This is a genomic window from Variovorax soli NBRC 106424, from assembly GCF_001591385.1.
Classification (GTDB): Bacteria; Pseudomonadota; Gammaproteobacteria; order Burkholderiales; family Burkholderiaceae_C; genus Variovorax; species Variovorax soli.
In genome coordinates, this window is record NZ_BCUU01000005.1 from 73,853 (window position 1) to 98,302 (window position 24,450).

Genomic DNA, 24,450 nt, shown 5'->3' on the forward strand with positions numbered 1-24,450 from the left:
GCAGGCGCATCAGCCCCAACTAGACGGATCAGAGCGACAGGAAGTGATGCACCTGCGGCCGCTGTGCCCCCTGGTGGTAGCGGATCGCCTCGTTCTGCAGGTCCGCATCGGCATGCGACACCCGGTGGTGCTGGCGCATGTGCTCGGCCCACGATTCCACCAGGAACCACTCGACGATGCGCTCGCCGTCCTGCGAGTGCTCCTGCAGGCCCCAGGCGTAGGCGCCGTCGCGGCGGCGCTCGTGCGACAGGCGCTTCATCACCTCGATGAAGGCCGGCCGGTCTTCCTTGCGGATGCGGTATTCCACCTGCACCATCACCGGCCCGCGGTCGTGCGCCACCGGCTCGGCCAGCAGCGGCTCGGGCCAGTGGTTGGAGGGCTGCAGGTCGGCCTCGCCCGCGGGCAGCTTCACGCGGTGGAACACGAAGCCGGCCAGCGCCAGCCCCGCCGCGCCCACCACCAGCGTGGCCGGCACGCCGATGGCCTGCGCCACCAGGCCCCAGCCCAGGCTGCCGGCCGCCATCGCGCCGTTGAAGACCGTCAGGTAGACCGCCAGGCCCCGGCCGCGCACCCAGTTGGGCAGGATGGATTGCGCCACGCTATTGAGCGTGGTCAGCGCAATGATCCAGCCCAGCCCCAGCAGCAGCAGCAAGGCCACCGCCACCGGCTTGGGCGGCGCCAGCACCAGCACGCCCATCACCGCGGCGGTGAGCAGCGCGGCCAGCAGCAGCATGCCGTCGGCATCCAGCTTGGCGCGCAGCCGCGGCATCACCAGGGCGCCGCCGATGGCCCCTGCCCCCACCGCGCCCAGCAGCACGCCGTAAAAGCTGGCATCGCCGCCCAGCATCTGGCGCGCCACCAGCGGCAGCAGCGCCCACACCGCGCTGGCAAAGGCGAAGAACACGGCAGCGCGCAGCAGCACCACATGCAGCTCGCGGCTGGCGCGGGCGTAGCGCAGGCCGGCGCGGAAGGCGCCGAAGAAGCTTTCCGCGAGCGCGCTGTCTGCCGTCTCGGGCCGCTTCCACCACAGCAGCGCCGCGATGACGAACACATAGCTCAGCACGTCCAGGCCGTAGGTGGCGGCCGCGCCGAAGCTGGCGAGGATGAGGCCGCCGGCGGCCGGCCCGATGGCCCGCGCGATGTTGATGCCCAGCGAATTCAGCGCCACCGCGCCCTTCAGGTCGGCGCGCGGCACCAGTTCGGGCACGATGGCCTGCCAGGTCGGCCCCATCAGCGCCGCACCCACGCCGCCCACGAAGGTCAGCGCGATCAGGTAAGGCACCGTGAGCGCGCCCGATTGCGACAGCACCAGCAAGGTGGCACTGACGGCCGCCAGCAGGATCTGCACGAAGATCAGGAAGCGCCGCCGGTCCAGGATGTCCGACAGCACGCCGGCCGGAATGGCCAGCAAAAACACCGGCAGCGTGGCGGCGGTCTGGATCAGCGCCACCGCGGTCGGGCTGGCCGACAGGTCGGTCACCAGCCACGAGCTGGCCACGTCGCGCATGAAGCTGCCGATGTTGCCCAGCACAGTGGCGGTCCACAGCACGGCGAAGACGGTCTGGCGCAGCGGGGCGAATGCGCCCGGCGCGGGCGTGCTTTTTGTGGTGGTGGTTTCAGTCATTGATTGGCGCCTTCCTTCAGGTCATGCCAGGCGACCAGCAGGAAGCCGCCGACCAGCCCGAGATGCTCGAAGAAGGAGTTGGCGGCCATGAAGCGCTCATGTCCAGCGGGCATCTCCCAGAAGCGCAGCGCCACGAAGGTGGCCATGAGCGTGAAGCCGCCCAGGGCCAGGGCACCGAGCCAGCGCAGCCGGCCCGTGAGGATGAGCGCCGCGGCGCCCAGCTCCAGCACGATCACCGCCACGGCCAGGGGTGCCGCGGGCGACAGGCCGAAGTGGTTCATCTCGGCCATGGCCCCCGGAAAGTCGAAGGCTTTCTGCAGGCCGCCCTGCAGGTAGGCCGCGCACAGCAGCAGCAAGGCGATCCAGCGGATGGCGGGGGAAGTCGTCCAACGCATCTTGTTCCTTTTTCTTTCGCGTCAGACGGCCCAGCAGGCGCAGCCCAGCGCGCCCCAGAAGCTCTTCAGGTCCGACACCGGCGCCTGGCTGCCCCACGCGCTGGCATGCTGGTGGCCGTGCAGGTTGCAGTTGTTGGCGCAGCCACAGGACAGGGCTGCCTTGCGCACCGCGTTCTGCAGCGGCTTGCCTTCTTTCTCGCCCCAGGCGCCGTAGCCGCCGAAGCGCCGCACCGGCGACCAGTCGGGCATGGCCGGCGGCACCGAACCTTCGTCGTTCTTCGCAAAGGGCCCCGCGCCCCACACCACCTTGCCGCCCACCATGGTGAGCAGCGAGGTGATGTCGGTGATCTCCGATTCCGGGCAGGCGAAGTAGTCGCGGTCGGGCACCATCAGGTCGGCAAACTGGCCCACCGCAATCTGACCCTTCTTGCCGTCTTCGTTGGAAAACCAGGTGCCCTTCTCGGTCCAGAGGCGCAGCGCCTGTTCGCGGTCGAGCAGGTTGCGCTGGGGCGTGATCTGCAGCCCGCCCACCGTCTTGCCCGTGACCAGCCACGACAGCGACACCCATGGGTTGTAGCTGGCCACCCGCGTCGCGTCGGTGCCGGCCGAAACCTTCAGCCCGCGCTCGAGCATGCGCTTGACCGGCGGCGTGGCCTCGGCGGCCGCCGCGCCGTAGCGCTCCACGAAGTACTCGCCCTGGTAGGCCATGCGGTGCTGCACCGCCACCCCGCCGCCCAGCGCGGCGATGCGGTCGATGGACTGGTCGGAGATGGTCTCGGCATGGTCGAAGAACCAGTTCAGGCCGGCCAGCGGCGTGTCCTTGTTGACCTTCTCGAACACGTCCAGCGCGCGCGTGATGGTCTGGTCGTAGGTGGCATGCATGCGCCACGGCCAGCGGTTCTGTGCCAGCACGCGCACCACGCCTTCCAGGTCGCCCTCCATCTCGGCGGGCATGTCGGGGCGGGGCTGGCGGAAGTCCTCGAAGTCGGCCGCGGAGAACACCAGCATCTCGCCCGCGCCGTTGTGGCGGAAGTAGTCGGTGCCCTGCTTGTACTTCGACGTGGCGGTCCAGTTCAGGAAGTCTTCCTTCTCCTGCTTGGGCTTTTGCGTGAACAGGTTGTAGGCCAGGCGGATGGTCAGCTGGTTCGCATCGGCCAGCTGCTGGATGACCTGGTAGTCCTCGGGGTGGTTCTGGAAGCCCCCGCCCGCGTCGATGGCGCTGGTCAGGCCCAGGCGGTTGAGCTCGCGCATGAAGTGGCGCGTGGAATTGAGCTGGTATTCCAGCGGCAGCTTGGGGCCCTTGGCCAGCGTGGCATACAGGATGGCCGCGTTGGGCTTGGCCAGCAGCAGCCCCGTGGGGTTGCCGGCGCTGTCGCGCACGATTTCGCCGCCCGGGGGCGCCGGCGTGTCCTTGGTGTAGCCCACGGCGCGCAATGCTGCGCCGTTGAGCAGCGCGCGGTCGTACAGGTGCAGCAGGAACACGGGCGTATCCGGCGCCACCGCGTTGATTTCTTCCAGCGTGGGCAGGCGCTTCTCGGCGAACTGGTGCTCGGTGAAGCCGCCCACCACGCGCACCCACTGCGGCGCGGGGGTGATGGCCACCTGCTTGCGCAGCATGGCCATGGCGTCGGCCAGGCTCTTCACGCCGTCCCAGCGCAGCTCCATGTTGTAGTTCAGGCCGCCGCGGATGATGTGCAGGTGGGTGTCGATGAGGCCGGGCAGCACGCGCTTGCCCTGCAGGTCGATCACGCGGGTGGCGCGCCCGGCCAGCCGCACGATGTCCCGGCTGCGGCCCACGTGGGTGAAGCGGCCTTCGCGGATGGCCACCGCGTCGGCTTGGGGGTTGGCGCGGTCCAATGTGGTGAAGCGGCCGTTGTGAAGGATCAGGTCTGGGGTCTGGGCGTCGTTCTTCATGCGCTGTTGGCTCCAGGATGGGGACGGGATGAGGCCGGAGGCCGCCAGGGTGGTGGCGCCGGCCGCGCCGAGGATACGGCGCCGGCCCGCGTCGGGCGCGTGGGTGGTGGTGTTGGTCATGCGCGATCGCCCCGCGAAGGCGCCCCCGCATCGGCTGTCTTCACCGCGGCGCCGGGCTGTGCGCACTTGGGCAGCTCGCCGAACATGTGCGGCTTGACCTGGTCGCGCAGCCATGTGCCCGAGACCGCCGCCTGGCGGTGGTCGAAGGCCTGCTTGACCAGCGGCGGAATCTGCTCGCCCAGCAGGATGCCCAGGAGCCCCACCAGCGCGATCACCGGCGGCGCCGGCGAGCGCACCTGGAACAGCGCGTAGATCACGCCGACCAGCAGGCCCAGCGCGAGGGAGACAAGGTAGGTTTTCATGGCCTGTGTCGTGCGTGTTGGCATGCGCGCTGCGTGCGGTTCAGCCTTCGTGCGCGCCGAACATGGTCTTGGCGTAGGTGATGCCCAGCCCGTAGGCGCCGCCCACCTTCTTCGCGATGCCGGTGGTGAGCTCGTAGGTATCGCCGCGCGCCCAGTCGCGCTGCAGCTCCAGCAGGTATTGCAGCGAGGTCATGGGGCGTGCGCCGGCCTGCACCATGCGCTCCATGGCGCGGTTGTGCGCTTCGGCGGAGACGTCGCCGCAGGCGTCGGCAATCACGTAGACCTCGAAGCCCTGGTCCAGCGCCGACAGCGCCGGGCCGACGATGCACACGCTGGTCCACAGGCCCGCCAGCACGATACGCGGCTTGCCGATGCGGTTCACCTCCTCGATGACGGCCGCGTCTTCCCAGGTGTTCATCGAGGTGCGGTCGAGCATGGCCTTGCCGGGGAAGGCCTCGCCGATCTCGCTGAACATGGGGCCGGAGAAGCTCTTCTCGGCCACGGTGGTCAGGATGGTGGACACCTTGAAGCCGGCCGCCGCCTGGGCCACCAGCGCCGCGTTGTTGCGCAGGGTCACGGCGTCAATGGAATGCGTGGCAAAGGCCATCTGCGACTGGAAGTCGATCATCACCAGCGTGTGGTCGTTGGGCGAGAGCAGCGTGGCGCCGGGTGCGGGGGTGGCTTTGACGGTCATGTGAGGCTCCTGATGGTCTGTTGAAATGGGTCAGAATTCAATTGAATTCACGATCTGCTTTCGGATTCGAATTCCTTGGCAGTGACGCGATCATCGGCACCTGGCCCGGCCGATTTGACGAAAGTTTTCGCCCCCTATCATCGAAATCTTCGAACATTCCCGAAGACGCCCCATGCTCAAGCTCACCCTCGAAGCCATCGAAGTCGTCGACGCCATTGCACGCCACGGCTCCTTTGCGGCGGCCGCGTCGCGGCTGAACAAGGTGCCCTCCACCATCTCCTATGCCGTGGCCAAGCTGGAAGAGCAGCTGGGCCTGCCCCTGTTCGAGCGCAACGGCCCCCGGGTCAGCCTCACGGCCGCGGGCGAAGAGATGCTGCGCGAAGGCCGCTGGCTGCTGGGCGCCGCCGGCGACCTGGAGTCGCGCCTGCGCCAGATCGCCACCGGCTACGAGTCGGAACTGCGGCTGGTGCATGACTCGGTCATTCCCACCGAAACGCTCATCGGAGACATCCGCGCCTTCGAGGACCTGCGCTGCGGCACCCGCCTGCGCGTGGGCACCGAGGCCCTCACCGGCACCTGGGAGGCGCTGCGCGAAGGGCGTGCCGACATCGTCATCGCGGCCGGCGAAGGCCCGGCGGGCGGCGGCTACCAGGCGGTGTCGGTGGGCAGCATCGACTTCGCCTTCTGCGTGGCGCCCGCCCACCCGCTGACGCGCCTGGGCCGGCCCTTGCGGCGCGGCGACCTGATGGAATTCAACGCCGTCGTGGTGGGCGACAGCGCCCGCACCCTGTCGGACCGCACGGTGGGCCTGCTGGCCGGGCAGCCGCGCATTGCCGTGCCGACCATGACGGCCAAGATCGCCTGCCAGGTGGCGGGCCTGGGGCACGGCTTTCTGCCGCGCAGCTGCGTGGCCCTGGCGCTGGAGCGCGGCCTGCTGGTGGAGTTGCCCACCGAGGAGCCGCGCCCGCCCGAATCCTTCTGGCTGGCATGGAAGACCGGCGCGCAGGGCCAGGCGCTGCGCTGGTGGCGCGAGCGCCTCAACCGCTCGCTGGTGCCGGCGCTGCTGCCGCGCACCTTCTGGATGCCCTGAAGGCGGGGGCCGGCCGCTTCACATGCCCCAGCGCAGCGCCGCGGTATGGACGGGCGCATCCCACAAGGCCAGCTGCGCCTCGTCGAGCGCACTGACCGTCACCGAGCAGCCCGCCATTTCCAGCGACGTGACGTAAGAGCCGGTGAGGTGTCGCGCCACCTTCACCTGGTGGCCGGCCAGCACCTTGTGCACGGCGTTGACCATGAGGTAGAGCTCCAGCATGGGCGTGCCGCCGAATCCGTTGACCAGCAGCAGCACCTGCTGCCCGGCCTTGAGCGACAGGTCCTTCAGGATGGCGCCCGTCAGTTCATGCGCGATGTCGTCGGCGCTGGCCAGCTTGATGCGGCGCCGGCCCGGCTCGCCGTGAATGCCCACGCCCATCTCCATTTCGTCCGCGCCGATCTGGAAGGTGGGCTTGCCGGCCGCCGGCACGGTGCAGGAGGTGAGCGCAACGCCCATCGAGGCAGTGGCCTTGTTCACCGCGTCGCCCAGCTGCTTGAGCTGGCGCAGCGACTGGCCGCGCTCGGCGGCGGCGCCCAGCACCTTCTCCACCACCAGCGTGCCGGCCACGCCGCGGCGGCCGGTGGTGTAGGTGGAGTTCTCCACCGCCACGTCGTCGTTCACCACCACCGTCTCGTTGTCGCAGTCGAGCATCTCTGCGGCCATCTGGAAGTTCATCATGTCGCCGGAGTAGTTCTTCACGATGAAGAGCACGCCGGCGCCGGTGTCCACCGACTGTGCGGCGGCCAGCATCTGGTCGGGCGTGGGCGAGGTGAAGACCTGGCCCGGGCAGGCCGCGTCCAGCATGCCGTGGCCGACGAAGCCGGTATGCAACGGCTCGTGGCCCGAGCCGCCGCCCGAGATCAGCGCCACCTTGCCCGGCTTGGGCGTGCGGCGCCGCACGAACTGGCTGCCCTCCCCCAGCGCCACGATGTCGGCATGCGCCGTGGTGAAGCCGTCCAGCGATTCGGACAGCATGGTTTCGACGTCGTTGATGAGCTTCTTCATGATGCGTGGCCTGGCGGATCAGGCAGAAAGGGAAGACTTGGCGGCGCTCGCGGGGGCAGCAAGGCTTTCACAGATCGCGCCGATGATCAATGCCATCGAACGCGAACCCGGGTCCACATGGCCCAGCGCCCGGTCGCCGAGGAAGGAGGCGCGGCCCTTGATGGCATCCAGCGCGGCGGTGGCATCGGCCGCGGCCAAGGCGCAGGCGCGCACGCGCTCCACCAGGTCGTCGCCGCCGGCGGCCAACAGCTTCTGCACCGGGTCCAGCACGTCCAGCAGCGTCTTCTGGCCCACCTGCGCCTTGCCCAGCCGGGTGAGCGCCTGGATGGCGGCGTCGAGCGAGCGGGCCAGGCCCGCCGCATCGGGCGGGTCGGGCAGCTCCTTGCCCAGCGTGACGAGCAGCGTGCCGAACACCGGGCCCGACGAGCCGCCGATGGTCGACATGCAGGTCATGCCCATCGTGCGCAGCGCCCCATTGAGCGACTGGCCGGCGATCTCGCCCAGCTTGCCCTGGATGGCGAGCGCGCCGCGCCGCATGTTCAGGCCGTGGTCGCCGTCGCCGATGGCCTGGTCCAGGGCGGTGAGCTCGTCCACGTGGTCGATCAGCGTCTGGGTGGCGCTGCGGATCAGGTCGGTGGTGCTGGGTTTCAATTGAGTCTCCCGGAGGTTGGGGTCAGGCGGGGGTGGCACCCACACGATGCCCGGCGGCATCGAACCAGAGCGGCCGCAGCAGCTCGATGCGCACCGCGTCGTCGGGCGCAAAGCTCTCGCCGCCGGGTGCGGAGACGATCCATTCCTGGTCGCTGCCTTCCGGCGCCACGTGCACCAGGTGCAGGTCGCTCAGGCGCTCGATGCGGCGCACACGGGCGGCGCGGTGCGCGTCGTTGGCAGACTGGCGGTGGATGCGCAGGTGTTCGGCGCGCACACCCACCGTCACCGCCTCGCCCGGCGCATTCACCGCCGGCACCAGCGAGCGCGCGAAGAGATTGATGCGCGGCGACCCCAGCCGCGTCGCAACCTGGCTGGTGCTCGGGTTCTCGTAGATCTCGCGCGGCGTGCCCACCTGCACCAGCCGCCCGCCTTCGAGCACGCCGATGCGGCTGGCCATGGTCATCGCCTCGATCTGGTCGTGCGTCACGTAGAGCATGGTCGCGCCCAGGTCCTGCTGGATGCGCTTGAGCTCCAGCCGCAGGTCGTTGCGCAGCTTGGCATCGAGCGACGACAGCGGCTCGTCCATCAGGTAGAGCTGCGGGTCGCGCACCAGGGCCCGGCCGATGGCCACGCGCTGCATCTGCCCGCCCGACAGGCGCGTGGCGGCGTTCTTCAGCTTGTCCTCGATGCGTAGCAGGCGCGCCACCTCCGTCACCTTGGCGCGGATCTGCGCCTCCGGCATGGGCCGCAGCGGCGAACGCAGCGGAAACGCGAGGTTGTCGTACACGCTCAGGTGCGGATAGAGCGAGTACTGCTGGAACACGAAAGCCACGTCGCGCAGTGCCGGCGCCAGCGTGGTGACGTCGTGCCCGCCGATGTAGACATGGCCGGCATCGGGCTGCTCCAGCCCGGCGACCAGACGCAGGGTGGTCGTCTTGCCCGCGCCGCTGGGCCCCAGCAGCACGAAGAACTCGCCGCTGGGCATGTCCAGGTGCAGGTCGGCCACCGCCTGCACGGCGCCGAAGCGCTTGCCGATGCCTGTCAGGCGCAGCTCAGCCATGGCGTGCTCCCGTGCGCATGGCCTCGTTGCGGGCAGTGTTCAGGGCGCGGCCGCTCGCGGCGTCGAAGAGCGAAACGGCCTGCGCATCGAAGGCCAGCCCCACATGGTCGCCGCGCCGCGCCGGCGTGGCCGCGTCGACCTTGGCGCGGATGGTGGCCCCCTGCGCGGTGGCCAGCGTCACCACGGTGCGGGTGCCCAGGTACTCGGTGCCCAGCACCTCGGCGCGCAGTGCCGAATCGTCGGCAAAGCGCACATGCTCGGGCCGCACCCCGGCCAGCAGCGCCCGGGCCGACACGTCTTCGTGAAGGCGCGGCACGCCCAGGCTCGCGGGGCCGATCTGGATGGCCTCCTCGCCTTGTACCAAGGCCGCCTCGAAGGGCAGGAAGTTCATCGCCGGCGCGCCGATGAAGTCGGCCACGAACACGCTGGCGGGGCATTCGTACACCTCGCGCGGCGCGCCCAGCTGCTCGATCACGCCCTCGTTCATGATGGCGATGACGTCGGCCATGGCCATGGCCTCCATCTGGTCGTGCGTCACGTACACCGTCGTGGCGCCGATGCGGTCGTGCAAGGCGCGCAGCTCGCGGCACATCAGCTCGCGGAACTCGGCATCCAGGGCGCCCAGCGGCTCGTCCATCAAAAAGGCCTTCGGCTGGCGCACGATGGCTCGGCCCAGCGCCACGCGCTGGCGGTCGCCGCTGGAGAGCTGCGACACCGGCTTGTCCAGCAAGTGGCCGATGCGCAGCGTGCGCGCCGCCGACTCGACCTGGCGCGCGATCTCGTCCCGGGACATGCCCTGCGTCACCAGCGGAAAGGCAATGTTGCGGCGCACGTTCATGTGCGGATAGAGCGCGAACATCTGGAACACGAAGGCGATGTCGCGCTCCGACGCGCGCTTGAAGCTCACGTCCTCGTCGGCCAGGAAGATCTGGCCCGAAGTGGGCAGCTCCAGCCCGGCGATCATGCGCAGCGTGGTGGTCTTGCCGCAGCCCGAAGGCCCCAGCAGGCAGAAGAATTCGCCGTCGCGCACCGCGAAGCTGGAGTCCTTGACGGCGGTGAAGTCCGCGAAGGCCTTGTGCAGATGGTGGACCCTGATTTCTGCCATCTCGTTACTCCGGGAACTTCGACACGATCATGAAGAGCGCGGTGCCTGCGAGCGTGGTCAGGAAGGACCAGGTGAACAGCACCATGGCCAGCGGCTGCAGCATCATCAGCAGGCCCGCGGCAATCACCGCGCAGGCCACCATCTCCATGGGGCCGCGCCGCAGCCAGCGCGGCCAGCGTCTTGGGGTACCGGGGGACGGGTTCATTTGCGCACCGCTCCGAAGGTGATGCCGCGCAGCAGGTGCTTGCGCAGCAGCACGGTGAACACCAGGATGGGAATGAGGAACAGCGTCGTGCCCGCGGCCACCGCCGGCCAGTCCTGCCCGCCCTCGCCGATGATGATCGGGATGAAGGGCGGCGCCGTCTGCGCCGTGCCCGAGGTGAGCAGCACCGCGAAGGCGTATTCGTTCCACGCGAAGATCAGGCAGAAGATGGACGTGGCCACGATGCCGGTGGTGGCCTGCGGCAGCACCACCTTGCGAAAGGCCTGCAGGCGCGTGTAGCCGTCGACCATGGCCGCCTCCTCGTACTCGCGCGGGATCTCGTCGATGAAGCCCTTGAGCAGCCACACCGCCAGCGACACGTTCACCGCGCTGTACAGCAGGATCATGCCCAGCCGCGTGTCCGACAGGCCCAGCTCGCGGTACATGAGGTAAATCGGAATGGCCACCGCGATGGGCGGCATCATCCGCGTGGAGAGGATGAAGAACAGCAGGTCGTCCTTCAGCGGCACCTTGAAGCGCGAGAAGGCATAGGCCGCCATCACGCCGAAGCCCACCGAGAGAACGGTCGAGCCGAAGGCGATGATCAGCGAGTTGATGAAGCGCGGCACGTAGTTCGAGGGCCCCGCAATCACCATGTTGTCGGCGCGCGCCACCTTGTCGCAGGTCTCGGTGGCCGGCGGCAGCGCGGCAATGTACTCGGGCGTCTGGCGCGAGCGCGTGCTGAAGAGGTTGCAGTAGCCCTGCGGCGAGGGCGTGAACAGGATCTTGGGCGGATAGCTGATGGAATCCGGCGGCGTCTTGAAGCCGGTGAGGATGATCCACACCAGCGGAATCATCGTGAGCAGCGCATAGAGCACGACCACCGTGCCCGCGAACCAGCGCGTGCCGGCGCGCGGCTCGACCACCGAATGTGCCGTGCTGATGCCTTGGCTGGTCATGCGGGGCCCTCCTCTTTCAGCGACTCTTCACGTGGTTGAGGGCCTTCACGTAGATGTTCGCCAGGCCGAACACCGCCACGAAAAGGATGATCGCGAACGCCGACGAATAGCCCGTGCGCCACTTCTCGAAGGCCTCGCGCTTGAGCGTGATCGACGCCAGCTCGGTGGCCGAGCCCGGCCCGCCCGAGGTGAGCAGGTTGACCATGTCGAACATCTTGAAGTTCTCGATGCCGCGGAACAGCACGGCCAGCATGATGAAAGGCAGCACCATCGGCAGCGTGATCGACCAGAACTGCCGCCAGGGCGATGCGCGGTCGACCTCCGCGGCTTCATAGATGTAGTCGGGAATGGAGCGCAGCCCCGCCAGGCAGATCAGCATGACGTAGGGCGTCCACATCCAGGTGTCCACGATGATGATCGCCCACGGCGCGAGCTTCACCGAGCCGATCATCTCGAAGGAAGAAGGCGGCACGCCGGTGAGGAAGGCCACGGCGTAGTTGAAGAGGCCCGTCTGCGGCTGGTAGAGAAAGGCCCAGAAGTTGCCCACCACCGCCGGCGACAGCATCATCGGAATGAGGATCACCGTGGTCCAGAAGCCGTGGCCGCGGAACTTGCGGTCGATCAGGTAGGCCAGCGTGAAGCCGATCAGCGTTTGCAGCGTGATGGTCCAGAACAGGAAATGCGCGGTGGCCTGCATGGCCGCCCAGATGTCCGGATCGGTGAGCACCGACACGTAGTTGTCGATGCCCACATCGATCACGTTGGCGTTGGGCCGGTTGGCCCGGTAGTTGGTGAACGACAGCTTGATCGTCCACACCAGCGGGAAGATGTTGATGGCCAGGAGCAGCACCATCGTCGGCCCCACGAAGAGCCAGGCGAGCGCCTTGTCCGACAGCCCGCGCAGGCGCAGCGCAACGCCGGGCGGCGTGGCATGCACCGCGCGGGTGGCGAGCGCGGGCGGGCCTTTCATGATGGGCGGGCGGATGGCGCTCACGGCATTCTCGCTTACTTGGAGGTCTTGCCGTCGTCCTTGAAGACCTTGCGCCAGTCGACCACGAGGGCGTCCAGCGCTTCCTTGGCGGTGCCCTTGTCGGCCACCACGTAGTCATGCGCGCGCTTTTGCATGGCCAGTAGCAGCTGCGCGTACGAGGGTTCGGCCCAGAAGTCCACCACCATGCCCATGGAGTCGAGGAAGGCCTGGGCAAAGGGCGAGCTCTTCGGGTAGGCCGGATCGTCCAGCACCGCCTTGGCGGCCGACGAGCCGCCGATGGCCTGCCACTTCTTCTGCACATCGGGGCTGGCGAACCACTTGATGTACTGCAGCGACTCGTTGCGGTTGGCCGAGTACGACACCACCGAGATGCCCTGCCCGCCCAGCTGCACGCCGCGGGTCTTGTCCGAAGGGTTGGTGAAGAAGCCGATCTTGTCGCCGCCCACGTTCGGGTCCTTGTACAGGCCCGGGAAGAAGGCGAACCAGTTCATCATCATCGCCACCTGGCCCGACTTGAAGGCGTCCAGGCCCTCGCTCATGTAGGCGTTGGTCAGGCCCGGCGGGGTGCTGCCCTTATACAGCGCCTTGTAGAACTCCAGGCCGCGCACCGCGTCGGGCGAATTGACGAAGCCGTCCATGGCATAGGGCTTCTTCGGGTCCTCGTACTTGAAGCCGAAGGGATAGAGCACGTTGGTCACGCCCATGGTGATGCCCTCGGAGCCGCGCTCGGTGAAGATGTAGGCGCCGTAGACCTTCTTGCCGTCGATGGTCTTGCCCTGGAAGAACTCCGACACCTGCTTGAACTCGGCCCAGGTCTTGGGGGGCGCCAGGTCGCGGTTGTGCAGCTTCTTGAAATCGGCCTGCAGCTCGGGCCTGGCGAACCAGTCCTTGCGGTAAGTCCAGCCCACGGCGTCGGCCATGGCGGGCAGCGCCCAGTAGTTGGGGCTGTTCTTCGGCCACTGCGCATAGCCCACCACGGTGGCCGGCGCGAAGTCGGTCATCTTGATGCCTTCCTTGGCGAAGAAGTCGTTGAGCTTGACGTAATGGCCCTGCTCCGCCGCGCCGCCGATCCACTGGCTGTCGCCGATGATCAGGTCGCACAGCTTGCCCTTGGAGTTGAGCTCGTTGAGCATGCGGTCGGCGAAGTTGGTCCAGGGGACGAACTCGAACTTCATCTTCACGCCGGTCTTGGCGGTGAAGTCCTTCGACAGCTCGACCAGCGCATTGGCCGGGTCCCAGGCGGCCCAGCACAGCGTGATGGTCTTGTCCTGCGCGCGCACCGCGGTGCTGGCCAGGCCCATGGCAGTGACGGCGGCCAGGGCGACCATCCCCGGCAACATCTTTTTCGGGAGCAGATTCATTTGAAGTCTCCAAAAAGTTTCGGGTTCAGGCACTTACCGGGCAGCCGCGCCTTGGTGTTCCTCAGTGAAGGTTCTCGGCCGTCAGGATCTCGATTCGCGGCTGCACCACGTTGAGCGCGCCGCGCACGTTCTCGCAAAGGGCGCGCAGCACGCGGCCCGCCGTCTGCACGCAGTAGTGGATGTCCTGGTGCAGCACATAGGAAAGATGGTTGGCGCCCAGCAGCGAGGCATGGGCGTCGGTGAAGTCGTGCGCCACCACGCCGGCCTTGGCCGTGAGGCCCGCCTGCGCCAGCGCGCGCGCGACGCCGGCGCTGCCGGAGCCCACGTTGTAGATGCCCGCCACGCGCTCGGGCTCGATCTCGCTCTTGAGTATTTGCAGGAGGGCCTCGCAGGCACCGTCGTCGTCGGCCGGCAGGTCGGCGGTGCGCAGCATGGTGAGTTCGGGAAAGCGTTCTTCCAGCACCTGCGCGAAGCCGATGCGCCGCTCGATCTCGGAGGACAGCCGCGTGGCCTGCGACGACAGCAGCAGCACGTCGCGGCGCTTCTGCTGGCCGGCCATGCGGCCCAGCAGCAGCCCGGCCGTGCGGCCGGCGGCGCGGTTGTCGGCGCCGATGTAGGTCTCGCGCATGCAGCCGGCCACGTCGGAAAACAGGGTGACCACGTGCACGCCGGCGCGCACCAGCTCGTTCACCGCGCGCTTGATGGGCGGCAGGTCGGGCGCGAGCAGCGCCACGCCGTCGCAGTCGGCCACCTCGGCCAGCTGCTCGGCGAAACGCGCCGGGTCGGCCGCGTCGATGCGATGCGTGACCTCGGTGATGTGGGCATGCCGGAAGTCGCTGGCGGACTGGGCGATCTGGCGCTCCACCAGCTCGAAGAAAGGCGTCTCCTCGGCCGGCAGCACGTAGGCAAAGCGGGCGTTGGCGCTCTTGCGCGGGCGGCCGGGCTGCTGCTGCGGCGCCCCCAACTCCTCGACAGCCTGCAGGACTTTCTGGACCGTTTCGGCGTTCACCCCCGGGCGACGATTGAGCACCCGATCCACCGTGGCCGTGCCCACCCCCGCGGTGCGGGCGATGTCGGCGATGGTGGGTGCGGCGGACATGCTTGATGCGGATTTGATGTGCTTGATCGTATTGGCATCAATAATTAAATCAATCAGGGTTTTGGAGCATCGGGCCGGACCTGCGCCAGGCAAAAAAAAAGCCCGCATTGCGCGGGCCCTGTCGCTTGGTCGGACTCGGCTCAGGACGCACCTGCGGTTGTGAAAGTGAAGGGCTTCAGGCTCACCGCGCCGGTGCTGTTGCTTGTGATCATCGGATTCGTGCCGGTGCTGGTCAGCGGCCCTTGCCGGGGACCCGTGGCCGTCTGGTTGGTCACCGACAGGGTCACCGTGTACTGGGTGCCAGCAAGCAGCGGCGCGTCCGGCAGGACCACCGCCTCGTTGGATCCGATGCGGCCGTTCGGGTCGTTGGCCTGGGTCATCACGGGCCGCAGGGCCACCGGGGTGCCGTCCGAGGTCCTGACCATGGCGGCGGAGGTCACGTTCAGGATCTGGCCCTCGCGCACCATCACCATCACGCCCTGGCCCACGGGATTGGTGTTCAGGTCGCGACCGGGGACGGGATTGGGCGACTCGCCGCGCAGCTCGTACTTCACATCCGTGCTGCCTTCGCAGGGATAAGTGAGCACCACCGCGCTGCCAGGCTTCTGTGTCGCCGACCCTTGCATCACGCCGGCGTCGAACTGCCCGATGATGCGGGGGCCATGGGTGGCGGTGGTGCCGGTGGCGTCCGAATTCATCACCGAGATGCCGACATCGAGCATGCCGCGCAGCATCGACAACGCGTGATAAGGCGCACTCAGCAGGCCTCGCACGGATTTCGGCCCGTAGTTGGCCAGGTTGGTTGTGCTGCGGAAGTCGATGATGTTTTCCTGGACCTCCGAGTAGTTGTAGCCGGCGGCCTCGGCGCGCGTGCCAGGGTTGGTGCCCGTGAAGTGCGGGTCGGTCGCCGACTGGAAGTGGCCCGAGATGTTGTTGTAGAGCTGGTAGAAGGCGTGGCCGCGGGCCGCCTGGTCCAGCGCCGTGCTCTGCCTGAGCAGACCGAAGCCGCAGCGTGCCCGCTCTGCGTTGAGCAGGCTGAAGGCCTTGAGTTCTTCCGAACCCGCGGCGTAGGTGGGTGCCGGCACGCTGGTCACCAGGGTCGAATCGGCTGCGTCCTGGACGGTCGAAGGGCTGTCGGGCGGCGGGCTCCCGTTGCCGTTGCCGCCACCCCCTCCCCCGCCGCAGCCCGCGACCATGGCAAGGCACAGCGCATAGGCCGGGAGATGACGTCGTGCTGGGGATCGGCGGGCGGATGTCATGAGGGGCGGTGCGATGCAGTGACTGCAGGCTGGGGCAGGGTCAAATATTCCATGGCCGCCCCGGGCCCCGGGGTCGGACCAGGCCGGCAAGCGGCGTGCGCCTTCTTCTTCAACGCTAGGATCGCGCCTGTCTTTTTTTCAGCGACCCACCCGCCTTGTCCTCCTCCCGCGACTTCTCCCTGCACCATCCCCTGGCCTTCTGGATCGGCTGCTGCGCCATCATCGGCGGCGTGCTCGCGCATGCGCCCATGTTCCTCATGGGCCGCCACACGGGCTATGAGATGGTGGGCATGGCGATGGACGCGCCCATGCTCGTGGGCATGGCGCTGATCCCGCTGGGCGTGCTGCTGGCGGCCTATGGCCTGCTGCCGCGCATCGCGCAGCTGCGGCGCAGCCTGCACCCCGCGCAGCCGCACCTGCAGTTCCACCTGGCCGACGGCGTTGCGCTCAACCGCGAGCACTGGAAGCTGGTGGTGGTACTGGTCGTCGCGCTGGCGGTGGACGTGCTCAAGCCCGCCACCCTGGGCTTCGTCATGCCGGGCATGACGCGCGAATACGGCATCAGCAAGGAAACCGCCGGGGTGCTGGCGCTGGTGGCGCTCACCGGCACCACGGTGGGCTCCATCGTCTGGGGGCGGCTCGCGGATGTGTTCGGGCGGCGCTCGGCCATCCTGCTGTCGGCGCTGATGTTCATCGGCACCGCCATCTGCGGCGCCATGCCCGCCTTCGGCTGGAACCTGGCGATGTGCTTCCTGATGGGCGCCTCCGCCGGGGGCCTGCTGCCCATCGCCTTCACGCTCATGGCCGAGACGGTGCCGGCCGCGCACCGCGGCTGGCTGCTGGTGGCGCTGGGCGGCGTGGGCACCTCGGCCGGCTACCTGATGGCCGCCGGCGCGGCCGACCTGCTGGTGCCGCTGTTCAGCTGGCGCGCGCTGTGGCTGCTGGGCTTGCCGACGGGCCTGCTGATCATCCTGCTCGGGCGCTACATCCCGGAGTCGCCGCGCTTTTTGGCGAATGCGGGTTTGTTCGACGCGGCGCGCACCGTGCTGGCCCGCTTTTCCGGCCGCGATGCGGCGGGCGCTGCGGCCAGCGATGCGGTGGTGGCCGAACCCGAAGCACCGCCCGCCGAACTGGGCACCCTCCTGCGCGGCCCGCACGCCCGCATCACCTGGGGCCTGATCGTCGCGGGGCTGGCCTGGGGCCTGGTGAATTTCGGCTTCCTGCTGTGGCTGCCGACCAACCTCGGCGCGATGGGCATGGCCCCGGCGGCGGCCAATGCCCTGCTCGCGCGCTCTGCCCTGCTGGCGCTGCCGGGCACGGCGCTGGTCATCTGGCTGTACCACCGCTGGAGCAGCGTGAAGGCGCTGGTGCTCTTCGTCGCGCTCACGGCCGGCGCGCTGCTGCTGTTCGCGGCGCTCGGCACGCTGCAGGTGGCCTCGCCGGCGGCCGTGGTGGCCGCCACCGGCCTGCTGCTGTTCAGCTCCAGCGGCGTGATCGCCATGCTCATTCCGTATGCGGCCGAGATCTATCCGGTGCGCCTGCGCGGCACCGGCTCCGGCGTCATCGCCGCCAGCTCGAAGGCCGGCGGCATCCTCGGCGCGGGCCTCGGGGTGCTGGGGATGTTCGGCCACCTGTCGCTGTCGGCGGTTGCCATTGCCGTCCCGATGGCGATGGCGGCCGCCCTGCTCGTGCGCAGCGGGGTCGAGACGCGCGGGCGCCGGCTGGAAGAGATCCAGGCCGAACTGGCGCCGTAGCGTGCGACGCGCCCCGCGCGGCGTCACCGAACCGTCATGCGCGGCTCCTAAATTGACTGTCCCACCGATGACGACGACACTGAAGGAGCCTCCTCCCATGACCTTGACCCGAAGAAACCTGCTGGGCCGCTCGGCGGTCGGCGCCGGTCTTGCCGCCACCGGCAACCTTGCCGCGCTGATCGCCGGCACCTCCGCCTCAGCCTCCGCTTTCGCTACCGGCAACGGCAGCCCCACCGCAGGCGCCTACGGCGAACTGATCACCGACCCCGCCGGGCTGCTGGACCTGCCTCCCGGCTTCTCGTACACCGTCGTTTCGCGCGTGGGCGAAACCATGCCCAACGGCAAGCGCCTGCCCGGCCGCTTCGACGGCACCGGCACCTTCTCCGGCCCGGACAAGTCCATCTTCATGGTGCGCAACCACGAGCAGGGCGCGACAGCCACCGCCATCGGCGCGCCCACGCAGGACGCGGTCACCGACCCGGCCTTCATCTACGACGCCGGCACGCGCGTCGTGAACGGCGCGACGCTGTACGCGGCCAACGGGGGCACCTCCACCGTGGTGCTCGACAAGCACGGCAGGAAGACCGACGAGTACGTGAGCCTGGCCGGCACCTTCAACAACTGCGCCGGCGGCGTCACGCCCTGGAACACCTGGCTGACCTGCGAGGAGACCGAGGTCAAGATGGGTGCCAACGGCGCCCTCAAGGACCACGGCTTCGTCTTCGAGGTCGACCCCTTCGACCCGCAGAACAACCGCAATCCCTTCCCGCTCGCCGGCCTGGGCCGCTTCGCCCACGAGGCCGCGGTGATCGACCCGCGCACCGGCGAGGTCTACCTCACCGAAGACGCCAGCAATCCGCATGGGCTGCTGTACAAGTGCGTGCCCAACAACCCGAACCCCGGCTACGGCAACCTGCGCGCAGGCGGCAGCCTGTTCGCGCTGCAGGCCCGCGACGGCAACGGGCCGGTGGCCGACCTCTCGGTCTACAGCGTGGTCGGCACGATGCTCCAGGTGGGCTGGCTGGCGGTCAACGATCCGCTGGCGGCCGTCACCTCGACGCGCAAGCAGTTCCGCCATGCCGCCAACCCGAGCGCACCGGTGGCCACCCGCAGCCGCAAGCTCGAGGGCGCCTGGTTCGGCAATGGCAAGGCCTACATCGTGTGCTCGTACGCCTCGCCCAGCGACGGCTCGGGCGGCCGCCACGACGGGCAGGTGTGGGCGCTCGACCCGCAGGCCGGCACGCTGACGCTGGAGGTGTACTTCCCCTACGCCGGCCCCGCCGGCGGCGGCGCGGAAGACTCGGTGCCCGACCAGCCGGACAACATCACCGTCTCGCCCTACGGCGGCCTGATCCTGGCCGAGGACTCGGCCGGCGGCCAGAACATCCTGGCCGTGGCGCCGGACGGCAGCACCTCGCTGCTGGCGCGCAACCGCCGCGACATCGTCACGCCGGCATCCGAAGACATCAGCGAGTTCGTCGGCGTGGTGTTCTCGCCCGATGCCAAGACGCTGTTCTTCAGCACCCAGGAGCCGGGCATCACCTACGCGGTGACCGGACCCTTCGCGCGCATCAACCGGGCGAAGTAGCACAGACAGAGGCAGGGCAAGAAGCCAGGCGCGCCCGCGCGGCGCGCCTGCCTCAGCGCGCCGCGCCGGCCTGCGCCGCCTTGGCGCCGCCCCTGCGATCCAGCAGCTGCAAGCCCAGCATGCCCACCAGCATCGCGGCCACGAAGACCGCCGCCTTGATCTCGCCCGCGGCCATGGCCACGATGCCCGGCCCGGGGCAGAAGCCCGCCAGGCCCCAGCCCGCGCCGAAGATCAGCGAGCCGGCGATCAGGCGCCTGTCGATCTCATTGGAAGCAGGAAGCCGGATCGGACCGCCCAGGATGGCGCTGGTTCGGCGCCTGGCCAGCGCGAAGGCGAAGATGCCCACGGCAATCGCCCCGCCCATCACGAGCGCAAGCGAAGGATCCCAGTGGCCGAACAGGTCGAGGAAGCCCTGGACCTTGCCCGGGTCAGTCATGCCCGACAGCAGCAGGCCCCAGCCGAACACAAGGCCGACAAGAAATTCGATGGTGCGTCGCATGACGGAACTCCTCACAGGTGACGGATCAGGAAGACGGTGAGAAAGCCCGCGCCCATGAAGGCCAGTGTGGCCACCAGCGAGCGCGGCGACAGGCGCGACAGCCCGCACACGCCGTGGCCGCTGGTGCAGCCCGAGCCCAGCCGGGTGCCGAAGCCCACCAGCAGGCCGGCCGCCACGACGGCGCCATAGCCGGCTTCGATGCGCGGCGCCGGCACCAGGCCTGCGGGCGCGATCCAGGAAAAAGTCACCGGCGCGGCCAGCATGCCCAGCAGGAATGCGATGCGCCAACCCGCATCCCCCGCGCGCGGCGAAAGCAGGCCGCCCACGATGCCGCTGATGCCGAGGATGCGGCCGCTGAACAGGATGAAGACGGCCGCCGCCAGGCCGAGCACCAGGCCGCCGGCCAGGGACGCCCAGGGCGTGAAGTGGGTCCAGTCGATGGTCATGGCGCTTGCTTACTCCTTCGTCTTTGCCTTGGATGCGGTGCGCGCACGGCCCCTGGCCGCGGCGGGCTTGCAGTACTGGGCGTACAGGGTCTGGATGACGGCCACGGCCTCGTCGCTGGCCAGCGAGTAGTAGATGTTCTTGCCCTCGCGCCGGGTGTTGACCAGCTCTTCCTCGCGCAGCACGGTGAGTTGCTGCGACAAGGTGGGCTGCACGATGCCCAGCCCCTCCTCCAGCTCGCCCACGCGGGCCTCGCCCTGCGAGAGGTAGCACAGGATCAGCAGCCGGTCGGGGTTGGACAGCACCTTCAGCAGGCCGCACGCCTCGCGCGCGGCCGACTGCATCTGTTCGAGGGAAAGCGGCAAGGCGGCCATGGTGTGGATGGATATCAGTTTCAGTTTCTGAAGCGATATTCTATTGAATAACAATATATCTTGCAATATATTAGCGTCAAGCAAACTGAAGGAGTTCCCGCCATGTCCAAGCCCCAGGTCCACGGCATCTTCGACCCCGCCACCTGGACCGTCACCTACGTCGTCCACAACGGACCGGGCACGGCCTGCGCCATCGTCGACTCGGTGCTCGACTACGACCCCAAGTCGGGCCGCACCCGCGCCGCGTCGGCCGACAAGGTGATCGACTACGTGCAGGACCAGAACCTGCGGGTCGAGTGGATCCTGGAGACGCATGCCCATGCCGACCACCTCAGCGCCGCGCCCTATCTCAAGCAGCGCCTGGGCGGGCGCACCGGCATCGGCGAGCACATCACCGCCGTGCAGAAGGTCTTCAAGGGCATCTTCAACCTCGAGCCCGGCTTTGCGCAGGACGGCTCGCAGTTCGACCACCTGTTCAAGGACGGCGAGGTCTTCCGCATCGGCGAGCTGCGGGCCGAGGTGCTGCACGTTCCCGGCCACACGCCGGCGGACGTGGCCTACCGCATCGGTGACGACGCGGTGTTCGTGGGCGACACGCTCTTCATGCCCGACGTCGGCACGGCGCGCTGCGACTTTCCCGGCGGCAACGCGCACACGCTGTACGCCTCCGTGCGCAGGATCCTGGCGCTGCCGCCGCAGACGCGCCTCTTCATGTGCCACGACTATCCGCCCGAAGGCCGGCCGGTCGCGTTCGAGACCACGGTGGCCGAAGAGCGCGAGAAGAACATCCACATCCGCGAGGGCGTTTCGCAGGACGACTTCGTGGCCATGCGCACGCGGCGCGACGCCACGCTGGACATGCCGGTGCTGATCCTGCCCGCCGTTCAGGTGAATGTGCGCGCCGGCGAGATGCCGCCCAAGGAAGACAACGGCGTGTCCTTCCTCAAGATACCGATCAACGCGCTCTGAAACGGGCCGGCCGGCCGCGTCAGGTGCGCGGGGCCGCCTCGTTCACCAGCACCGCGCCCGGGAAGTGCGTGAGCAACTCGGCCAGCGGCATTTCAGGGCCGAGCGTGCGCACCTGGCCCGTCAAGCAATCCGTCATCCTGCAGCCGGCCAGATCCGCAGGCAGCCGCACGCACGTGTCGCCCCAGGCGGCGCCGCGCCAGGCGGGGGCCCGTGCGTTCGAGTCGCCGCTCACCGCCGTCGCGAGTGCGGCGAACAGGCGCACCGCAATCACCAGCACGCAACGGCCTTCGTGCCGGCGCAGGAAGGCCACCACATGCTCGGCATGAAGGCCGCCCGTTTCGAGGGCCTCGTAGCTGCCCAGCTGGAACAGCGCCGGCATCCGCTCGCGCAGCTTCAGCATCCGCCAGCCGGCCCACATCTTCGCGCGACCATCGGGGGCCTGCTCGACCAGGCGCAGCACGGCCGCGGGCAGGTCCTCGGCCTGCGCCAGCTGCTGCAATCCGTCGAGCGTGCGCTCGCGCAGCGCATAGTCCACCGGGCGCCGGTTGTCGGGGTCGACCAGGCTGCGCTCGATCAGCTCGCAGCCCTGGTACACGTCCGGCACGCCCGGCGAGCCGAACTTGAGCAGGGCCAGGCTCAGGCCCGAGAGGGCGCTGAAGGCGTCGATGGCATGCACGAAGTCCAGCAGGTCGGGCAGGAACGCATTGCCGCCCTCCTCCGCCAGCGCGCCACGCACAAAGCCTTCCAGCGCCGCTTCGTAGGCCGTGTCGGGCTGCGTCCAGCTGGTGCCCCATTTGCTCTCGCGCGCAGCCTTGTGCATGTAGCCCGTCATGCGCGCCACGAAATCCGTGGCCGGCGCCGAGGTAACGGGCAGCGCGCCCACCAGCGTCTGGTAGAACAGGTATTCGTGCGCCGGAAGCACACCCGCGTGCAGCGGTGCGTTCATCTCGCGCCAGCGCATGACCGCATCGCGCCAGGCGTCCACCCGCTCCGACAGCACGTCGATGCGCAGGCGCACATCCTCCGAGCGCTTGCTGTCGTGCGTCGAGGTGGCCAGCATGGTGTGCGGCCAGCGGCGCTGGCGGTCCAGGCTGGCTTCGTGAAAGGCCAGCACCGTCAGGCCGATGCGGTCCGGCTCGCCGCCCACCTCGTTGAGCGAACTGAGCGGAAAGTAGCGGTAGAAGGCCGTGTCCTCCACGCCCTTGGCGGCCACCGGCGCGCTGTACTGCTGGAAGCGCCGCGCAAAGCGCTGCACATCCGGCAGCAGTTGCGGCGACGCACCTGCCACGCAGCGGCCCAGCAAGGCTTCGCGCAAAAAGGCCCACAGGCTCGGCTCGAGCCGCTGCACGCGTTCGCGCGCGGTGGCGATGGCCTGGTCGACGACGCGCACGTCCTGCTCGCTTGCCTCTTCGCCGTTGTAGGTGCGGTAGACCGGCATGCCCGCCGCCACGGCCGCGATGGCCTCGCGCAGGCCGTTGAGCGTGTGGTCGCGCGTGCGCCGGTCCGCCTTGGCGATGGCGTGCAGCGTGCGGGCCAGCACCTCCAGGTCGGAAGCCAGCGTGCCGGTGGCCACCGACAGGCGCGCCTCGTACGCCACCTCGGCAAAGTCCTGCCGGTTGCCGGTGAACGCGTGCCACAGCGCCACCAGCGGCGCTGCCGCGCGCGGGTCCACCAGCACGCCGTTGGCCACATTGGCAAAGCGATAGCCGGTGGTGCCGTGAATCGGCCAGGCCACGGGCACGTCCTCGCCCGCCGCGGCGATCTTTTCCGCCACCACGTACAGCGGCCGCAGCGGCTTGCCGCTGGCCACCAGCCGGGCCGCATGGCCCGACTGCAGCCGCGCGAAGTAGCCGGCCGGATCGAACAGGCCGTCCGGATGGTCGATGCGCAGCCCGTCGACCCAGCCGGCCGCCGCCAGGTCCAGCGCCAGGCCGTGCGTGGCCTCGAACACGTCCGCGCGCTCGGTGCGCAGGGCCGCCAGCTCGTTCACGTCGAAGAAGCGCCGGTAATTGATCTCGTCGGCCGCGCAGCGCCAATGCGCCAGGCGCCAGGCTTGCGAGTCCATCAGCGCATGCAGGCTGTCGCAGCCCTCCGGCGCGTTGATGGCGTCGATCTCGCGCTGCAGCGCCGCCTCGTCGCCGCCGGCCAGCGTGTCCTGCAGGCGCTTGAAGAGGCTGTCGGGCGCTATCGGAAAGCGGTGCTCGAAGTAGCGCACGCTCCAGCGGTTGTGCTCGCGCTCGTAGGCCAGGCTCAGCTCGCCGCGCGCCAGCGCCTCGCCATAGGGCACGCCGAGCACGGGCAGCAGCACCTTGCCGGCCAGGCCCGGCGTGGCGGCATGCCAGTCGATGTCGAAGAAGCCGGCGTACAGCGAGGCCTCGCCCTTTTCCAGCACGTCGTTCCACCAGGCGTTGTCGCCGCCGATCACGCCCATGTGGTTGGGCACCAGGTCGATCAGCTGGCCCATGCCGTGCCGCTGCAGCGCATCGCACAGGCGCCGCCAGGCCGGCATGCCGCCCAGCTCGGGGCTGATCTCGTCATGCGCCACCACGTCGTAGCCGTGCAGGCTGCCGGGCCGCGCGCGGTGGATCGGCGAGCAGTACACATGGCTGATGCCCAGCCGCGCCAGGTACGGCACGACGGCCGCCGCCGCGTCGAAGCCGAAGTCCTTGTGCAGCTGCAGCCGGTAGGTGGCGCGCGGAATGGTCGCGGCGCTGCGCTGCGGGCGGGCGTCGGCCACCGCGGCAATCACCTGCCGCAGCGGCGGGGACTGCCACAGGGTCTGCAGGTCCGCCGAGTACTTGCGGCGCCAGTTGGGATGCTCGCCCACGGTGCCGGGCATGTTGGCCTGCTCGGGCTGGCCCAGCAGGTCTTCGAGCTGCACCGCCATCAGGCTGGACGGCGCGCTCGCCAGGTGGGCATGCACGGCGGCATGCAGCCCGGGCGGCGGTGGCTCGCCCATGCGCTCGGGCGCCTCGACGGGCCGCCCCA

General features: G+C 69.1%; 23 protein-coding genes. 4 read left to right on the top strand and 19 right to left on the bottom strand.

The genetic code is table 11. The features are described from left to right. Nucleotides 1-28 precede the first annotated feature (28 nt). The 5 genes from VSO01S_RS03085 to VSO01S_RS03105 all read right to left on the bottom strand — a co-directional run bounded on the left by VSO01S_RS03085 (nt 29) and on the right by VSO01S_RS03105 (nt 5,049). Nucleotides 29-1,624 carry an MFS transporter gene (locus tag VSO01S_RS03085; protein WP_068640324.1) on the bottom strand — a complete coding sequence of 532 codons (1,596 nt, stop codon included), beginning with the start codon at nt 1,622-1,624 and terminating at the stop codon, nt 29-31. Then, the gene (locus tag VSO01S_RS03090; RefSeq protein WP_068640325.1) at nt 1,621-2,019 is read right to left on the bottom strand and encodes a DoxX family protein; all 399 of its coding nucleotides are present in this window, start codon (nt 2,017-2,019) and stop codon (nt 1,621-1,623) included. Before VSO01S_RS03090 ends, VSO01S_RS03085 begins: the two co-directional genes overlap by 4 nt. A 21-nt stretch (nt 2,020-2,040) precedes the next feature. Continuing rightward, on the bottom strand, nt 2,041-3,933 hold the full coding sequence (locus VSO01S_RS03095) for an amidohydrolase (RefSeq protein ID WP_068640355.1): 1,893 nt from the start codon (nt 3,931-3,933) through the stop codon (nt 2,041-2,043). A 116-nt stretch (nt 3,934-4,049) separates the two neighbouring features. Further along, nucleotides 4,050-4,355: a DUF1427 family protein gene (locus tag VSO01S_RS03100; RefSeq protein WP_068640326.1), complete on the bottom strand. Its 306-nt coding sequence runs from the start codon at nt 4,353-4,355 to the stop codon at nt 4,050-4,052. A 40-nt stretch (nt 4,356-4,395) separates the two neighbouring features. Next, nucleotides 4,396-5,049, bottom strand: a complete 654-nt coding sequence (locus VSO01S_RS03105) for a hydrolase (protein ID WP_068640327.1) — start codon at nt 5,047-5,049, stop codon at nt 4,396-4,398. A 172-nt stretch (nt 5,050-5,221) separates the two neighbouring features. Between VSO01S_RS03105 and VSO01S_RS03110 the strand changes: the two genes are divergently transcribed. Further along, nucleotides 5,222-6,139: a LysR family transcriptional regulator gene (locus VSO01S_RS03110; RefSeq protein ID WP_068640328.1), complete on the top strand. Its 918-nt coding sequence runs from the start codon at nt 5,222-5,224 to the stop codon at nt 6,137-6,139. 18 nt (nt 6,140-6,157) lie between these two features. On the opposite strand, the gene dhaK is transcribed toward VSO01S_RS03110, so the two are convergent. From dhaK to VSO01S_RS03160, 10 genes are all read right to left on the bottom strand, one after another. Beyond that, nucleotides 6,158-7,147, bottom strand: a complete 990-nt coding sequence (dhaK, locus tag VSO01S_RS03115; protein ID WP_068640329.1) for a dihydroxyacetone kinase subunit DhaK — start codon at nt 7,145-7,147, stop codon at nt 6,158-6,160. An 18-nt stretch (nt 7,148-7,165) separates the two neighbouring features. Beyond that, entirely contained in the window at nt 7,166-7,798 is a 633-nt protein-coding gene (gene dhaL, locus VSO01S_RS03120) for a dihydroxyacetone kinase subunit DhaL (RefSeq protein WP_068640330.1), read from the bottom strand. Nucleotides 7,799-7,820: 22 nt separating this feature from the next. Next, the gene (locus VSO01S_RS03125) at nt 7,821-8,858 is read right to left on the bottom strand and encodes an ABC transporter ATP-binding protein (RefSeq protein ID WP_068640331.1); all 1,038 of its coding nucleotides are present in this window, start codon (nt 8,856-8,858) and stop codon (nt 7,821-7,823) included. Further along, on the bottom strand, nt 8,851-9,963 hold the full coding sequence (locus VSO01S_RS03130; protein ID WP_068640332.1) for an ABC transporter ATP-binding protein: 1,113 nt from the start codon (nt 9,961-9,963) through the stop codon (nt 8,851-8,853). The genes VSO01S_RS03125 and VSO01S_RS03130 overlap by 8 nt, the downstream gene beginning before the upstream one ends. Nucleotides 9,964-9,967: 4 nt before the next feature. Next, on the bottom strand, nt 9,968-10,168 hold the full coding sequence (locus VSO01S_RS03135; RefSeq protein ID WP_068640333.1) for a hypothetical protein: 201 nt from the start codon (nt 10,166-10,168) through the stop codon (nt 9,968-9,970). Next, nucleotides 10,165-11,124: a carbohydrate ABC transporter permease gene (locus VSO01S_RS03140; protein ID WP_068640334.1), complete on the bottom strand. Its 960-nt coding sequence runs from the start codon at nt 11,122-11,124 to the stop codon at nt 10,165-10,167. Before VSO01S_RS03140 ends, VSO01S_RS03135 begins: the two co-directional genes overlap by 4 nt. Nucleotides 11,125-11,140: 16 nt before the next feature. After that, the gene (locus tag VSO01S_RS03145) at nt 11,141-12,118 is read right to left on the bottom strand and encodes a carbohydrate ABC transporter permease (RefSeq protein WP_245684092.1); all 978 of its coding nucleotides are present in this window, start codon (nt 12,116-12,118) and stop codon (nt 11,141-11,143) included. An 11-nt stretch (nt 12,119-12,129) separates the two neighbouring features. Then, nucleotides 12,130-13,455, bottom strand: a complete 1,326-nt coding sequence (locus VSO01S_RS03150) for an ABC transporter substrate-binding protein (RefSeq protein WP_153305118.1) — start codon at nt 13,453-13,455, stop codon at nt 12,130-12,132. Nucleotides 13,456-13,537: 82 nt separating this feature from the next. After that, nucleotides 13,538-14,575: a LacI family DNA-binding transcriptional regulator gene (locus tag VSO01S_RS03155; RefSeq protein WP_068640336.1), complete on the bottom strand. Its 1,038-nt coding sequence runs from the start codon at nt 14,573-14,575 to the stop codon at nt 13,538-13,540. A 140-nt stretch (nt 14,576-14,715) separates the two neighbouring features. Further along, nucleotides 14,716-15,771: a CAP domain-containing protein gene (locus VSO01S_RS03160; RefSeq protein ID WP_218002312.1), complete on the bottom strand. Its 1,056-nt coding sequence runs from the start codon at nt 15,769-15,771 to the stop codon at nt 14,716-14,718. A 218-nt stretch (nt 15,772-15,989) separates the two neighbouring features. Here VSO01S_RS03160 and VSO01S_RS03165 point away from each other — a divergent pair, with 218 nt between their 5' ends. Continuing rightward, nucleotides 15,990-17,588 (top strand): MFS transporter, encoded by a 1,599-nt coding sequence (locus VSO01S_RS03165; protein WP_068640338.1) that lies wholly within the window; start codon nt 15,990-15,992, stop codon nt 17,586-17,588. A 97-nt stretch (nt 17,589-17,685) separates the two neighbouring features. Beyond that, on the top strand, nt 17,686-19,176 hold the full coding sequence (locus VSO01S_RS03170) for an alkaline phosphatase PhoX (protein ID WP_153305116.1): 1,491 nt from the start codon (nt 17,686-17,688) through the stop codon (nt 19,174-19,176). 52 nt (nt 19,177-19,228) lie between these two features. Here VSO01S_RS03170 and VSO01S_RS03175 read toward each other — a convergent pair whose 3' ends face one another. From VSO01S_RS03175 to VSO01S_RS03185, 3 genes are read right to left on the bottom strand one after another with little or no spacing between them, the layout of a single operon-like run. Then, a complete protein-coding gene (locus tag VSO01S_RS03175; RefSeq protein ID WP_068640340.1) occupies nt 19,229-19,675 on the bottom strand; it encodes a DUF6691 family protein in 447 nt (148 codons plus the stop codon). 11 nt (nt 19,676-19,686) lie between these two features. Continuing rightward, nucleotides 19,687-20,121, bottom strand: coding sequence for a YeeE/YedE family protein (locus VSO01S_RS03180; RefSeq protein ID WP_068640341.1), 435 nt, complete (start codon nt 20,119-20,121; stop codon nt 19,687-19,689). Nucleotides 20,122-20,130: 9 nt separating this feature from the next. Next, nucleotides 20,131-20,493, bottom strand: a complete 363-nt coding sequence (locus VSO01S_RS03185; RefSeq protein WP_068640342.1) for an ArsR/SmtB family transcription factor — start codon at nt 20,491-20,493, stop codon at nt 20,131-20,133. Nucleotides 20,494-20,595: 102 nt separating this feature from the next. Between VSO01S_RS03185 and VSO01S_RS03190 the strand changes: the two genes are divergently transcribed. After that, on the top strand, nt 20,596-21,462 hold the full coding sequence (locus VSO01S_RS03190) for an MBL fold metallo-hydrolase (RefSeq protein WP_068640343.1): 867 nt from the start codon (nt 20,596-20,598) through the stop codon (nt 21,460-21,462). A 19-nt stretch (nt 21,463-21,481) separates the two neighbouring features. Here VSO01S_RS03190 and treY read toward each other — a convergent pair. Beyond that, on the bottom strand, nt 21,482-24,450 hold a 2,969-nt coding region (gene treY / locus VSO01S_RS03195), incomplete at its 5' end, for a malto-oligosyltrehalose synthase (RefSeq protein WP_153305117.1).